Source organism: Pseudomonadota bacterium (assembly GCA_022361155.1).
In the GTDB taxonomy this organism is placed as follows: domain Bacteria; phylum Myxococcota_A; class Polyangia; order Polyangiales; family JAKSBK01; genus JAKSBK01.
In genome coordinates this window covers 1-14,869 of the sequence record JAKSBK010000341.1, presented here as the reverse complement: position 1 = coordinate 14,869, position 14,869 = coordinate 1, and the positions used below count along the sequence as shown (strand labels likewise).

Here is a 14,869-nt window from a genome sequence, read left to right as displayed (position 1 = left end):
CATGACGTTACAATACGGTACAGTCAATCCAACGACCCACAAGGAGGTCCAACATGGCTAAAGCCAAGAAGGGCGCCCGGAAGAAGGCCGCCGGCGCAGGTAGGAAGAAGGCGACTCGCAAGAAAGCTGCGCGCAAGCCGGTTGCTCGCAAGAAGGGCACCAGGAAGACCACCACCAGGGCCGCTAAGAAGGGAGGCCGCAAGAAGGCCACGCGCAAGGCTGGCCGCAAGAAGGCCGCCACGACGGGCCGCAAGAAGGCCACCAAAAGGGGTGCTCCGAAGAAGAAGAGCACCGCTCGCGGCAGAAAAAAAAAGTCCGCTGAATCGGATGCGGCGTCCCCGGAGCCGATCGCTGACGCGGGCTTCCTGAGTCCCACGCCGGTCGGCACGACGCCCCTGTAGCGCCAACGTCGGGCCGTAAAGCGCCTAGCAGCGTTTGGCGCGTGCCGGTGGCGGACAGCGGACCGCGCCAAGCGCTGGTGCTACGCGTTCGTGCAGCTGCACCTGCCGCTGCCTGCGGCAAAAAAGCCTGCGGCGAACAAGCAGCCGTGTGCTGTCTGGAGGGGGGGCTGCGAAATTGGTGACCGATGCGGGCTAGGCCGCAGGTTCGTCCAGGCGGCTGCGGAGCAGGCGAGCTAGCCGCTCCTCATGTATTCGGATGTCCAGCGTCTTGGCACGGGGGGAAACAACGGTCCCCGCGCGAGCGCCGCGCGGTTTGTGCACATACCGCCGGGCAGTGTACAGCACTTCGGCGCGGGCTTCTTTGTGCAGCTCGCTGAAGCGGACGGCGAGCGTGGCTGCATCTGCGAGTAGCTGAGGCGGACAGGCCTCACCTCTGTCGAGTGGGATCACTACATGGGCGCCGTGGCCTCCGCGCACGTGCAACCACAGGTCCTGTGGTCGCGCGTACCGCCGCAAAAGCTCGTCGTTGTCGGTTGCAGAGCGACCCACACGAATGGGTCTCCGCCCGCTTCCTGTGTACGTCCTATAGGGCAGCCGCAGCTGCGTCCGCTTGCGTTGCGGGGCATCCGGCGCTCGCTCGCCGGTGAAGAGACCAAGCCGCGAAGCCTCCCGCTCCAAAAGGGTGAGCCGATCGCCACAAGAGCTTTGCTCCACGGCGGCGCGCAGCTGCTCGAGCCGCGCTAGCTCGCTATCGGTGTCCCGGGCGCGCTGGAGCTGGATGTGCTGACTTCGCTCGAGCCGCTGCGCTCGCCTGAACCAGGCCTGAGCCTGCAGCTTTCCGCCAAGCTTGGGATCGATCTCAATGCACACCATCTCAAGTGCCGGTGTGTAGAGATCCGCCACCTGGACACTCGTCTGACCTGTCCGCAGCTCCGGCAAATGGGCGAGCAGCAACGAGGCGTGCTTGCGCAGCACGCTCGCTTCTTGGGCTCGAACGAGATCGGCGGCAATGGCGCGCTTGCGCGCCCGCAGTCTGGCTTCGTGGCGGGCAAGCCCTCGGAGCAGGCGCTGCCCGCGCCGCGCGTGCGCCAGTTGGGCTAGGGCGATCATCAGGCGGTTTCCCTCGGTGCTCAGCGCTTGAAGATCGCTGGCCCAGGTGTAGGGCTCCACGGCTCGGGCTGGGGTGGTTGACTCGTTGTCCGCCATGTCCCGAGGTGGGACACGCTCAGGGATCAGGCTGCCCAGCTGTGTTCCGTCCGGGCCCAGGAGAAGAAGGTTGCCCAGGTGGCCGTGAAGCTTGACCACGAGCCGCAGCAGGCTGCCTCGCTTTCGGAATGCGAGCTCCAGGGTGCGCGGACCGGTGGCGGTGCTGCGTTCGAGTACCGCGGCGGTGAGCTCCTTGCGGAGCACTCGCTGGAAGTCGTTGGGCCGGCGCTTTGCGTGCGGTCGACTGGCGATCCAGCCCAGGCCTCGCGCCTGGGGCTCGAACGAAATCAGCACGACGCCGCGCAGGCTTCGCTTGCTGAGCTCCAAGTACACCTTGGAGGTGCCATCCGCGTGGATTTGCCGCAGGCGCGCTTCGCGCAACCCCGCAAGCGGGCCCTTGGCTTGTACCGGGTCGGGGCGGGCCGCCGCTATGATCCGTCCCCCCGGCCTGGACCGATCGCTGGCGGATGGTCAGAGGTGCCTCCATCGGCTCTGACCTGCAACGCAGAAGAGGGTGAATCGGGCGTCCACAGCCCGCTGTCGGCCAGCTGCTGCAGCCGAGCGATCGGTCGATTCGAGTCCACGCCCTCCACCACGGTATAGAGCGTGTCGCTCGACTGCAGCTTAGCGACCGCCTGCAGGAACTTGCTCAACACCTCTTCCCCCAGCCCGGCGCGGGCCCCGAGCGCGGGCAGGCGGGCAAAGGCCCCCCTCTGCGGGGGCTCGGGCCACTCCATCGGATCAAAGGCACAGCTGAGCCCCAGCGACGCGGCAAGCCAGTAGGCCACATCAGGCTCCCACAGTCCGCCTGGAACCCACACGTAATTGCGCTGCTCTCGGTTCGGCAGTTGTTCCGCGTAGCGCCGGAACCTCTCCCGGCCCCGCGCACCCGGCGTCAACCTTGCAGAGGTTCGCAGGATGATTGCCACCGCCTGCAGCGCATCCGAGGCGGTCTCGGTCCAGCGCATGGCCTCGAGCAGCCCCGGTGTAAGTCGCAGCGGCCCTTGTGCCGATTCGAGGGCGCTTTGGGGCGCCCTTAGCGCAAGCGCGAGCTGCGCAGGCAGGCCCGCTCGCCAGCGCACCAAGGTCTGGCGGCGCGGCAGCGGATCACGCAGGATCAACTCACCAAAGCGTACCCCTGCAAACGCGTGTGCGTCGGGTAGTCCGCGATACACTCGTCCGACCAGCAACGTTCTCATGGTACAGACCTGACGCCCCACGGCTTGGAGGCCGCCGAGCGCGCTACGGTGTGGCTCGTCGTGAGGCGGAGTGCAAGGAGCCGCTGGCGGCGTGGGTCAGCGGCTCCAGGCATGCAGACCGAGGTGGCCGGGTGGCTTTCTAGGCCAAAGGTGGGGCAGCTGCCTCAACGGGCCTAGATGGCTCTCCGCCCCTCTGCCCCTACAGAACCCGTGCGGTGCCGTCGATTTCAGCGCTGCGGCCACTGATGAGCGCCAGGCTGAGCATGCCCACGGATTCAGCGCCTTGCGGATCGCGAACCTCGTCGCGTTCCGACAAGGGCCTGCTGCGCGATGAGCTCCTGGCGACGCAGCAGTTCCTGGCTGCGGTGCTGCGATCGATCCGTGACGCGCTGATCATGGTCGACCGAAGTGCCACGGTGCAGGCTGTCAACCAGGCGGCGCTCGAGCTTCTCGGGTACGAAGAGCAGGAGCTGCTGGGTGCGCCGCTGAGCTTCGTACTGGAGATTCCCGAGGGTTTCGGCCAGGATCAGGCCGACCCGGATCAGGCAAAGCGCCTCTTTGACCGATTGCCCACGCTTGCACCCGAACAGACCTACCTTGCGAAGGACGGCAGCAAGCTGCCCGTCTACTTCTCGACCACGCCCGTGCTTGCACCCGACGGCCAGGTCAGTGCCCTCATCTGCACGGTGCTTGCCACGCCCGAACGGGCACGGGCCGAGATCGAGCTGAGGCAGGCCGACAAGCTGGAGTCCGTGGGTCGGCTTGCCGCGGGCATCGCGCACGAGATCAACACGCCGGTTCAGTTCGTCGGCGACAGCGTTTACTTCCTGCGCAGCGTGTTCGGGGATCTGGAGATTCTGCTAGCGACGTATCGCTCCATGTGCAGCGAGCTCAAAGAGTGTGGGATCCACGATGACCTGCTCCGACGGGTCGGTCGAGCCGAGCAAGAGGCGGACTTGCCGTACCTGACCGAGCAGATTCCAAAGGCCTGTGAGCGGATGATCGAGGGCGTGGCCCGCGTTGCGACGATCGTGCGAGCGCTCAAGCGTTTTGCCCACCCTCCGGACAACAACAGGGCACCTGCCGATATCAACCAAGCGCTGCGCGACACTCTGGCTGTGGCGCGTAACGAGTACAAGTACGTGGCGGAGGTCGAAACCGATCTGGCGCCTCTTCCGCTCCTGGACTGTCACATAAGTGACCTCAATCAGGTGTTTCTGAATCTGATCGTGAACGCCGCCCACGCAGTCCAAGACGTGGTTGAGGGTACAGGAAAGTTGGGGCGCATCGTGGTGCGTAGCTTTGTCGAAGGGCACCGCATCGTAGTTAGCATCTCGGACACGGGAACCGGCATCCCCGAGGAGATCCATACCCGGGTCTTCGATCCGTTCTTCACAACCAAGCCGGCGGGCCACGGTACGGGCCAGGGGCTTGCGATCGCACGCCACATCGTGGTCGATAGGCACGGCGGTCGGCTGAGTTTCGAGACCGAAGCCGGAAAGGGCACGACCTTTCGGGTCGGTCTGCCTTCGGACGGAAGCGTTCTGGGTGTGGAGGCCGCGTGAAGCGCGTCGTTTTCGTCGACGATGAAGCGTTGGTGCTCGAGGCCCTGAGGGACCGGCTGCGCGCGCATCGGAAGCGCTGGGACATGCACTTCGTGCAGGACGCCCAGGCCGCGCTCGACGCGCTGGCTGATGCTCGCACCGACGTCGTGGTTACGGACGTGCGCATGCCCAAGGGCGGGGGCATCGAGCTGCTCAAGCAAATCCGCCAGGAGCATCCGCACGTCGTGCGGATCGTTCTGTCGGGGGACACGGGGCTCAAGAACGCGTTTGCCGCCGTGCCGGTGGCCCATCAATGGTTGACCAAACCGTGCTCCGGGGACCTGCTTGAGACCACGATCGAGCGGACATGCGGTCTTTACGATCTGCTTCACAACGAGAGCCTGCAGGAGATCGTGGGCGGTGCCGACACGTTGCCCTCGCTGCCCAAGGTGTACGCAGAGCTGGCACGGACGCTGGCGGACCCGAGGGCTTGTGCGAAGCACGTGGCCGCCGTGGTGGAGAAGGACATGGCCATGTGTGCAAAGGTCCTGCAACTGGCCAACTCCTCGTTTTTTGGACCGAAGCAACGGATCGTCAGCCTCGAAGGCGCTGTCAGCTACCTCGGAACCACGATGATACGCAGCCTGATTCTCTGCGCGGAGGTGTTCCGAGTCTTCGAGGCTGCGAAGGTCGATGCGCGCTCCCTTGAGCACCTGCAGGCGCACGCCTTGAAGACGGCGCAGTTGGCAGCCAGGCTGACGACGACCCACAACGGCGTCGAGCACTTCTTTGCCGCCGGGGTGCTGCACGACGTGGGCAAGCTCGTTGTGGCCAGCCTGATGCCCGAGCGCCTCCGGCGTGCTGCCCTGGCAGCGCAGGGCGGCAAGCAGGGCATGCTGGCGGCCGAAACCGCCAGCATGGGCGTCACCCACGCGGAGATCGGGGCCTACCTGCTGGGCTTGTGGGGGCTGCCGCTGCCTGTAGTGGAGGCTGTGGCCTATCACCATCGGCCGAGCCGCGTGCCGCACACGGGCTTCGCTGCCGTGGATGCCGTCCACGTCGCCGACGCCCTTGTCGCCGAGCTCGAGCCGGGTCCAGAGGACGGCTTCGGCGACGAGGCCGAGCTCGATCTCGACCACCTTTTCAAGCTCGGGGTGGGCCAAGACCGGCTCGAGGCATGGCGTGCTCTCGCCGAGCGCTGTGTGGGGGGCCTGGCGACGGGTCCAGCAGCGCGGAGGACGCGCAGGTGAGCGGGACGGTGCTGCTGGTGGACGACGAACCGCACGTCATCGAGGGTCTGGCCGCGGCCCTGCGCAGCGAGCCCTATGCCGTACTGGGGGCGACCTCGGGTCATGGCGCTCTCGAGCTGCTGGCGCAATACGCCGTCGACGTGATCGTGTCCGACGAGCGGATGCCCGGCATGAAGGGCAGCGAGCTTTTGACTCGTGTCCGCCACCTGTATCCCGATACGGTGCGCATCGTACTTACCGGTCAGGCGGAGTTGGATAGCGCACTGGCAGCAATCAACGATGGCGAAGTCCTTCGCTACCTGCTCAAGCCCTGCCATGGCGACGAGCTGAAAGGGGCGCTGCGCGAGGCGATGCGACAGCGGGCTCGGAACAGAGCCACGAGTCAGTTTCTCGAGGCGGCACGGATCGCCCAGCAGGCAGCCCTCCGGCCGGACGACGCGCTCGCCGGGGTGCCGGGCTCGCCCCCCGCGCCGGGCTCGAAGAGCGGCGACATGCTCTCGTGCCTACCGGAGCAAGAACGTTCGAGTCTTTCGCGGCGCGAAACCGAAATCCTGCGCGAGCTGGTGGCCGGAAAGAGCGTCAAGGACATCGCCAAGACCCATTTTGTCAGCCCTCACACCGTGAGAAACCACATCAAGGCGATCTACCGCAAGCTGAACGTCCATTCGCAGCGTGAGCTGATGCACCGCTTCGTGGACTCGCCAGGCCCTTAGGGCCCGCGGGAGAACAGCTCATCCATCCCACCGGTTCCGACCACCGCCGGCTATGTTGCTCTGTCAAGTCGCGACCTGTGCGAACCTGTGCGAACGGCTATGGCGATTGCAACGGTGCACGGTATCTGAGCTGCGCAGCGCGAGCTCGGTGTCGGCCTCGGTTTCGACCTCCGCGCCGGTTCCACCATGGGACCCCCAGCCCAGCTTTGGATCGCCGCCCAGCTATCCGGCCCAAGGAATCATTGAGGAATCCTCTCTACTTCTGCACGGTCTTGTGGTTAGGACCCGCCATGGCGCGCGGGCATTGAAACCTGGGCATTGTTTAGCTAAGCAAGGCGAGGCGTCGTTGCCCCAGGCGAAGCAGCGGGCTGCTTCCCCGTCCGGGCCTACAGTTTTCTGGTCTTGTGTTGGGCACGAGATCGTGACGGCTTGCAGGCGCCGCGTGAGCAAAGGAGCAAATGTGGCCGAGATTCAGACCCCGTATGGCGGTGAACTTGTGGACTTGCTGGTTTCTTCGCAAGAGGCCAGGGAGCTGGCCCGACGAGCCCGCGAGTGCCGCAGGGTAACCCTTTCGGACCGTGCGTTGTGCGATCTGGAGCTTCTGGTCAATGGCGGGTTCTCACCGCTGCGGACCTTTCTCGGCAGGGAGGACTACGAACGCGTTGTGGCCGAGAGCAGGCTCAAGAACGGTGTACTGTGGCCCCTGCCAGTCATGCTCTCCGTGGCCGCCAGCAGCGGAATCGAGCCTGGGCAGGAGCTCGCGCTCGACGCTCCCTGGGGCGACACGCTCGCGATCATGGATGTGCGGGAGGTGTTCGAGTACGACGCGGAACGGGAAGCGCAGCAGGTTTTTGGGACCAGCGACCGCAAGCACCCCGGCGTCAGCGCCTTGCGCGCGCAGGGCGAACGGTACGTGTCGGGCCCCCTGAAGGTTTTTGGCCGGCCCGAGTACTACGATTTCCCCGACCTGCGTTTGACGCCACGACAACTGCGACGAGAGCTGGCGGCGCGCGGGTGGAAGCGCATCGTGGCCTTCCAGACGCGCAACCCGATCCACCGTGCGCACGAAGAGCTGACGCGTCGCGCCGCGCGTCAGATCGAGGGCGGGCTGTTGTTGCATCCCGTGGTCGGCGTCACCAAGCACGGCGACGTCGACCACTACACCCGCGTGCGCTGCTACAAGGCGCTCGTCGACAATTACTACGAGGCCGACGAGGTGGTGCTGGCGCTGTTGCCGCTGGCCATGCGCATGGGAGGCCCCCGCGAAGCCTTACTGCATGCGATCGTGCGCCGCAACTACGGGGCCACTCACTTCATCGTAGGACGCGATCACGCCGGTCCCGGCAACGATTCGCAGGGGAGACCCTTTTACGGCCCCTACGATGCCCAAGAGCTGCTGCGCAAGCACGAGGCCGAGCTTGGCGTGAGCATGGTACCGTTTCAGATGGTCGTGTATGCGCCAAAGCAGGACAGGTACGTTCCGCTCGACGAAGTGCCGAAGGGCACGGAGACCGCCGGTATCAGCGGCACGCAGGTTAGGGAGGACTACCTCGCGAAGGGCCGCGCGCTTCCAGCCTGGTTCACGCGGCCTGCGGTGGCGAGCGTGCTGGCGCAGGGCAATCCTCCGCGCAGCAAGCAAGGCTTTACCATCTGGTTCACCGGCCTCAGCGGGTCAGGTAAGAGTACGCTCACGCGAGCGCTCGAGCAGCGTCTGCTCGCTATCGGTCGCGACGTGACCGTGCTGGATGGTGACGAGATACGCACCCATCTGTCCAAGGGCCTTGGGTTTACCAAGGAAGATCGTGACACCAACATCCGGCGTGTCGGCTACGTTGCTTCTCAGGTGACGCGTCATGGGGGTGCCGTGATCACCGCTTGCATCTCACCCTACCGGGCCGTGCGCGACGAGAACCGTGAGCTCATCGGCAACTTCGTCGAGGTGTTCGTCGATGCTCCGCTGCACGTGTGCGAGCAGCGGGATGTCAAGGGTCTGTACAAGAAGGCTCGCGCCGGCGAGATCAAGGAGTTCACCGGGGTAAGCGATCCCTACGAGCCGCCCGTCGACCCCGAGGTCGTCGTGTCGACACATCAAGAAACCGTCGGCGAGTCGTGCGACAAGATCGTCGCACAGCTGGCGTCGCTGGGTTACCTGCAGGAGCCCGCCTAGCCCGCTTGCATCTCCAGGTGCGAGGCAGTTGTGAGCGGCTCAATCCATCGCAAGGCGGGCGCTGAGGCGCCGCCCCGCTCGCGCAGCGAGCACTTGACCCGCAACGAAGCTCTCAGCTTCCCCTGGAAACCGATCTGGCAGCGTCCGGCCGGCTCCTTAGGCGCTCGAGCAAGACCTCGCAGGGGTGGCGGGGCGCGAATCCGGCGAATCGTTTGACTTGGTTTCTGCACGAGTGACCGGTGGCGAGCATGCGCCGGCGAGTGTGGGATTCGCGAGGAAGGTGCCGAGCCCAGCCCGCGGAAAAAATCCCTCGCGAGTACTCGTAGTGTTCGGCTTCGTGCCCGTACACACCGCACATGCCGCAACAGCCCAGCGCAGGGAGCTCCAGCTCGAGCCCGAAGGCCTCGAAGATGCTCTGCCACTGTTGCCGGGAACCTCGAGCCGACGTACGCTCGATGCAGTGCTGCAGCAGCTCGAAACGTCCGTCGCTCGTTCCGGCGTGGCCTCGCGCTCGCAGGATCTGCTTGAGCCTGGGTGCCTCCCCGCATAACCACTCCTGGAGCAGCTTTACCTCGAAGCCGAGATCCGTGGTTTGCAGGGCTTCGCAGTACTCGTCCCGGTAAGTGAGCGTGACGGCGGGCTCGATGCCGATCATGGGAATGCCGAGCGCAGCCGCGTGCGCCAGCCTGTCGCGGTTGCGCTTGACGACCTGGTTGAACCGACGCAGAAACCCCCTCAGGTGCAACCCTTTGCCGTTCTCGAAGAAGGGCAGGACCCAGACCTTGTAACCGAGCTCGCTCAGCAGATCGTAGGTGGCCAGCACGATGTGGGCCTCATAGAAGGTCGTGAAGGCATCCTGAAGCAGCAGCACGTGGTGGTCCTGCGGCCGTTTCCGCATCATCTGCTCGGCGCCGTAACGCGGTGCACCCCGCTGCCGGAGTCCGGCGGCGACCGTGTGCTCGCTGAGCAATGGTGTGTGCACCACGGAAATGCGCTTCTCGAGCTGCGAGCGGAACCAGCGCGCGCGCAGCATGCTGTTGAATAGTCTCGGGCACACCCCCATGCGCGGCAGCGCCAGCTCTAGCCCAGCGACGAAGTAGTCCCTTGCCGGCCGGGCGTAGCGAGTGTGGTAGAGCGCAAAAAACTCCGACCGGAAGGAAGGCACGTCGACGTTGAGGGGACACTGGGTGGCGCAAGCCTTGCAGGCCAAACACCCGTTCATCGCGTCGTACACCTGATGGGAAAAATCGTTCGCATCGCAAGCACGATTTCGGCGCCCTCGAGCGGGCCAGCGTGCGGTCCTGGCGCGATCGGCGGCGGCGACCAGGTCGAAACCTGCCCTGCTGCTCAGACGCAGCCACTCGCGCATGATGCTCGACCGGCCCTTGGGCGAATGGACGCGGTCTTGTGTGATCTTGGCCGAGGGGCACATCACCGTGTCTGGATTCCAATCGAAGCATTCGCCGTTGCCGTTGCAGTTGACCGCGGCGTCGTAACGTTTCAGAGCGGCCGCCCCGATTTCGCGGTCGAACTGGCTGCGTTTCGTCGCATCCACGCTCACGAGAGCGTCGTTTCGCGAGACCGGTACGGCAAGCTTTCCCGGATTGAGCTGATTGTGTGGGTCGAAGGCTTCTTTGATCTTGCGCAGCTCTTGGTAAAGCTCGGCGCCAAAGAAGATCGGGCTGTACTCGCTGCGGAAGCCCTTTCCGTGCTCTGACCACATGATGCCGCCGTAGCTCTTGACCAGGGCCGCGACCTTGTCCGAAAGGGGTCGCAGCAGGGCTTCGTCGCGCTCGTCGCGAAGGTTGAGGGCGGGCCGTACGTGCAGGCAACCTACGTCTACGTGTCCAAACATTCCGTAGTGCAGACCGTGCTCGTCGAGCAGGGCGCGGAACTCCTGGATGTAGTCCGCCAGACGCTCTGGCGGGACCGCCGTGTCCTCCACGAACGCGATCGGCCGCCGGTCTCCCGGGCGCGCCCCCAGCAGTCCCACAGCCTTGCTGCGCAGCGACCAAAGAGCCTCGATATCGGCCCGGCTGCGGACCAGTGTGTATGCACTTGCTGCGTCCTCTCGACCCAGCCCGGCGTCAAGCTCGCGGCCGAGCGCTGCTAGCTTGTCGTCGACCGCTTCGATGCTGTCGGCTTCGAACTCCACGAGGTTGATCGCCCTGAGCGGCGTTTCGTCGACCCGATCGAGAACATGGGCGACGCTTGCCCATGCGGGGTCCTTCTTGGCCAGGGCGACGATCGTGTCGTCTACGGTCTCGATGGCGCTGGGATTGGCCAGTACAAGGCGCGCGGCAGCCCTCAGAGCAGCGTCGAACGACGTGTAGCGAATCGCCACCAAACCTCGGGCCTTCGGCAGCGGGGTCAGCTTGAACTTGGCCTCGGTCACGAAGCCGAGCGTCCCCTCGGAACCGGCCACGAGGTAGCTCAGGTTGAAGTGGCTTCGGTCGGCCGAGTAGACGTGCGCAAGGTTGTACCCCGTGAGGAAGCGCTGCAACTTGGGGAATTGCGCCTCGATCTGTTCGCGCTGTTGCGTCACGATGGCGTCGACCGTTCGGTAGGCGTGGCCGACGACGTCGTCGCATCGCCGCTGTGCGGCCAGCTCTTGCAGGGTCAGGCGACGCGAAACAAGGCGTGCGCCCCCGATCAACACCACCTCGAGCTCCACAATATGGTCGCTCGTCCTGCCGTGCACTCGTGAGCCCTTGCCGCAGGCGTCTGTGTTGACCATCCCACCAACGGTCGCACGGTTGGCCGGCGACACGTGGGGAGCAAAGAAAACGCCGTGGGGTTTGAGAAAGGCGTTGAGCTGTGCCAGCACGACCCCGGGCTGGACGCGCACCCAGCCCTGCTCGAGGTCGAGCTCCAGGATGGTGCGCATGTTGCGTGACAGATCCACGATGACACCGTTGCACAGAGCCTGTCCGTTGGTGCCGGTGCCACCCCCGCGTGGGCTCAATTTGATGCTTCGAAACCGTGCTTCACCGGCAACGCGGGCCAGCGTGAGCACGTCCTCGCGGTCGCGGGGGAAGACCACGGCCTGCGGCAGGATCTGGTACACGCTATTGTCGGTGGACGCGACGAGGCGGCTGGCATGATCCCTGCTTACCTCGCCTCGGAAACCTCGGGCCTCGAGCTCGTCCAGGAACCGCCCATAGTCCCGATGCAGGCTCGCTTCTGGGTCCAGCCGTGGCAGCATCCGGTGGACATACCCCACCGCGCCCGCTCTGCCGAGGACTCGAGCCCTGGCCTGCGCCGGGTCCACGGGTGCGCGCGCGACCTGCCATGCGACAAGGGCCTTCGCGTAGACGGGCTTTGCTGCTATGTTTCCAAGCCTGCCCGAGGAGGATCGCGTGGCACACAAGGATATCTCGCCCGACCAGCTGGCGACCAAGACGTTCGTCATCACCCTGCTGTCAGCGGTTGTGTACTTCGGCACCGTGCTGACCTTCGTGATCAACGGCCGACCCGACGACGCCCGTGACCAGGTGAGCGTCGACGCGCCGTATCCCGAAGAGGTCCCCCGTCAGGACTAAGGCGTGTTTTCAAAACGATTACAGGTCAGTTGATCTAGTACCGCTTGCCAGGGGTCGTGATCGATTGGCGTCGAGGGCTGGCGGTCGCTGGCAAGGCGCACCTAGTGCCGAGGAGGTCCCAACGCCGCCAGCGGGCGCCAGGGCTGGGGCCAAACGATCAGGATTCCTGTGGCGAGGTACTAGGCGAAGTGGTGCGTTTCAGGTGGCCAGGACCAACGTGGGACGGCGGGTTTGGACACCGGGTGGTGGTGGCCGTGGGACCACGCAGAGTCCAAACCTAGACGGAAACAGATAGTTCGAGGCTAGTAGAACACCCTGAGACCGAGCCAGGCTTCCAGCCTGTTGAACCGGGCCGGGTCCACCGTGATCGGCGCCGTGGGCACACCGAGGCGCTGCAGATCGAACTCGTAGTCGGTCAGGTTGGCCTGGTAGGCTAGCGATGTGTTGATTCCAAACCAGTGGGCCGCCCGGTATTCGGCGAACAGGGTTGCGTCGATGGTGGGGTCCAGCCGGTCCAATGTGCGACCTACCTGGATCAAGTCCGTGCCCAGCACGGCGCCAAAGCTGTGTAGCGCGCCCGAAACCTCCGCTCGCACGAGAAAGCGTCCGCCCATCAGGGCTTGCGCTTTGGCATAGGCCTTGTCGATTCGACGGAAGTTGCCGAGGAACGAGTTGAACACCCCGCGGTCGTAGCCAAGTACGAGGGACGTCGTCCTGCTGGAGCTCCAGCGCAGTTCCAGCTGTCCAACGATATCGTCGAAATCGTCCCCCAGCGCATAGAATCCGGCGGCGTAGCCGGCGAGCACGGTCAGCGAAAGCTTGCGCGTGATGGCCCCGTGCAGGCCGATTCGCGAGCTCACGCGTGATCCGCTGCTCAGAAGCAGGGGCGATCCGATGCCGGCCGTGGTGTCCGAGTAGGAGCGCCTTGTGATCTGCAGCTGGTGCAGCAAGGTAGTGAAGGGCAGGAAACTCCAGCTTGTTTCGAGCTTGCCGTCGTGCTCGAGGTTGCTGCCCCAGCGGAACTCCTGACCTACGAAGCGGTCGACTCCAAAGGTGTAGCCGAGGCTGGTGCGGAACATCCCGGAGGCCGACGCGAACTGGGCTCGCGCACCGGCCAGGTTCTGGATGCGCCGGTAGTCGGGCAGCGCGGCGCGGGGGTTGGCCTGGCCGAACGGGCGGAAGCCGTAGATGAGGTGTTCCGTCAGCGCCAGCGAGAAGGGTCGCTCCGGGTTGATCACCAGGTCGCCGCTGAGATCGCCCTCGAAATTGGCGGGGGGCGTGTAGTCCGCCAGGTACAGATAAGCTTGGGCGCCGATTCCGCCTCGAAACGACACGCTCGGCGGGGTCTTGCGGGGAGAGGCCGAGCGCTGCTGGCCCAAGGTAGAAACATCGAGGTGGGGACTCACCCTGAGGATCGGACTGCTGATGGGATCCGATTCGTGCCGGAACACGTTGCTGTCGTAACCGACTTCCGTTCCGATTCCCGGGTGCAGCTCGAGGTTGCCGGCGCGAATGCCTTGGCCCTCGGTCAGGCTTCGATCCGCGAGCCACCCCTGCGCGGCGACCTGTGATCCGGTAAGCCAGCAGGCCGCCATTACCAACTGGGGCAGCCAAGTGTGAAGCAGCAAGCGCGTCATTCCCGGTCTTCTCCGAGGGGATCGCAGACTGACTCCCCATCAAGCTTGTCGATTGTCGGCTGATTCACCCTTCCGGTTGGTGGTCCAACACGCGTGATCCTGAACGGCATCGTGATCGTGACGCTGCGGAATCCCTAAGTTGGCGAGAAACCCTGGCAACTGTGCGGTTCTCAAACCCTGGCAATTGTGCGGTTCAGCGTGCCAGCGCCGCGGACGAACATACGAAGTTGAATCGAGTCCCAGTATACAGGGGGCAATGCACACGTCAATGGTTAGTGATCTTCGGCACTTGCAAGTTGGCGCTTGGCGCTCGAGGCATGCTCCGCGCGAGCGAGCGCTTGGACACGACAGGGGCGCGCAGTTGATGCGCAGGCAGCGGCTGGCGTTGAACGCGGGTAGAGCCAACCTCGCTTTCTGGGGTCACGCGGGTCACGCAGCAGCGTACTTGGCCATCAGGTCGCCCAAGCGGGGCACCGAGGCTTCAACGTGCTGTTTGGCCGTTGGGCGTAGCTTGTAGTAGGTCTTCCTCAGGAGCTCGGACCTGGCACGCTGTGCGCGTTCGTCCGTCGTGGCCAACAGGGCGTCAGCGACCCTTGCAGGATTCGCCTTCAGGTGTGCTCCCGGTGCCACGCGATCCACCAGCGCCTCCTGATAGATCGGATCCAGGGCATCCAGGAAGTCGTCCAAGAGGAAGGCAACCGCCTTGCGGACGAATCCGGGCTGGAAGCTCTTGAGCACCTTGTACCCGGTCTTGACCGCGATCCCGGCCAGACCCTTCTTGTCTGCCACCTCGGCGTCCAGCACCACACACGCGTCCTCGATCAGGGCATCGCGCTGCCCGCCGTCCGATATCGCCTGCCGAAGCGTGCTCATCTGGGAGTGTCTCCAAAATCGGACCGAGAGCCCGAGGATGATCGGAATCGTGGGGGGAGCGTCGTGGCGACACTCCCCCGACTCGCGTTCTCCATGGCCGCCTTGGTAGCACACAAGCACGGCAACGAGAATCCCGAACGCGGGTAGCAGCAGCCGATCGAGTAGGGACCCGCCGCACCATAACCTGTGCAGATCGCAGAGGACCGGGCGTGGCTGGCAAGGCGCGACGACGAGGAATGCTGCGGGTATTTCGAGGAGGGGCAGCACAGCCAGCGGCGTTTGGAGCCCGCGAGGTGGGCAGGTTATGGTGTGGCGGGTCCTTACTGTTGCGCGGAGT

At 65.0% G+C, this 14,869-nt stretch carries 11 protein-coding genes; 6 read left to right on the top strand and 5 right to left on the bottom strand.

What is annotated here, in order from left to right; genetic code table 11:
• Positions 1-53 precede the first annotated feature (53 nt).
• Positions 54-401: a histone gene (locus MJD61_13400; protein ID MCG8556266.1), complete on the top strand. Its 348-nt coding sequence runs from the start codon at positions 54-56 to the stop codon at positions 399-401.
• Between the two features lie 192 nt (positions 402-593).
• Here MJD61_13400 and MJD61_13395 read toward each other — a convergent pair whose 3' ends face one another.
• Positions 594-1,988 (bottom strand): NFACT RNA binding domain-containing protein, encoded by a 1,395-nt coding sequence (locus MJD61_13395; GenBank protein MCG8556265.1) that lies wholly within the window; start codon positions 1,986-1,988, stop codon positions 594-596.
• A 47-nt stretch (positions 1,989-2,035) separates the two neighbouring features.
• Entirely contained in the window at positions 2,036-2,806 is a 771-nt protein-coding gene (locus tag MJD61_13390; protein MCG8556264.1) for a hypothetical protein, read from the bottom strand.
• A 245-nt stretch (positions 2,807-3,051) separates the two neighbouring features.
• Between MJD61_13390 and MJD61_13385 the strand changes: the two genes are divergently transcribed.
• The 4 genes from MJD61_13385 to MJD61_13370 all read left to right on the top strand — a co-directional run bounded on the left by MJD61_13385 (position 3,052) and on the right by MJD61_13370 (position 8,480).
• A complete protein-coding gene (locus tag MJD61_13385; protein ID MCG8556263.1) occupies positions 3,052-4,371 on the top strand; it encodes an ATP-binding protein in 1,320 nt (439 codons plus the stop codon).
• Entirely contained in the window at positions 4,368-5,600 is a 1,233-nt protein-coding gene (locus MJD61_13380) for a response regulator (protein MCG8556262.1), read from the top strand. The genes MJD61_13385 and MJD61_13380 overlap by 4 nt, the downstream gene beginning before the upstream one ends.
• Positions 5,597-6,313 carry a response regulator gene (locus MJD61_13375; GenBank protein ID MCG8556261.1) on the top strand — a complete coding sequence of 239 codons (717 nt, stop codon included), beginning with the start codon at positions 5,597-5,599 and terminating at the stop codon, positions 6,311-6,313. Before MJD61_13380 ends, MJD61_13375 begins: the two co-directional genes overlap by 4 nt.
• Before the next feature lie 442 nt (positions 6,314-6,755).
• Complete coding sequence (locus tag MJD61_13370; GenBank protein MCG8556260.1) at positions 6,756-8,480, top strand: bifunctional sulfate adenylyltransferase/adenylylsulfate kinase; 1,725 nt, start codon at positions 6,756-6,758, stop codon at positions 8,478-8,480.
• A 112-nt stretch (positions 8,481-8,592) separates the two neighbouring features.
• Here MJD61_13370 and MJD61_13365 read toward each other — a convergent pair whose 3' ends face one another.
• On the bottom strand, positions 8,593-11,685 hold the full coding sequence (locus tag MJD61_13365; protein MCG8556259.1) for an FAD-binding oxidoreductase: 3,093 nt from the start codon (positions 11,683-11,685) through the stop codon (positions 8,593-8,595).
• Positions 11,686-11,809: 124 nt separating this feature from the next.
• Between MJD61_13365 and MJD61_13360 the strand changes: the two genes are divergently transcribed.
• Positions 11,810-12,022, top strand: coding sequence for a hypothetical protein (locus MJD61_13360; protein ID MCG8556258.1), 213 nt, complete (start codon positions 11,810-11,812; stop codon positions 12,020-12,022).
• Positions 12,023-12,324: 302 nt separating this feature from the next.
• Here MJD61_13360 and MJD61_13355 read toward each other — a convergent pair whose 3' ends face one another.
• Positions 12,325-13,659: a hypothetical protein gene (locus MJD61_13355; protein ID MCG8556257.1), complete on the bottom strand. Its 1,335-nt coding sequence runs from the start codon at positions 13,657-13,659 to the stop codon at positions 12,325-12,327.
• A gap of 429 nt (positions 13,660-14,088) precedes the next feature.
• Positions 14,089-14,532, bottom strand: coding sequence for a hypothetical protein (locus MJD61_13350; GenBank protein ID MCG8556256.1), 444 nt, complete (start codon positions 14,530-14,532; stop codon positions 14,089-14,091).
• Positions 14,533-14,869 lie beyond the last annotated feature (337 nt).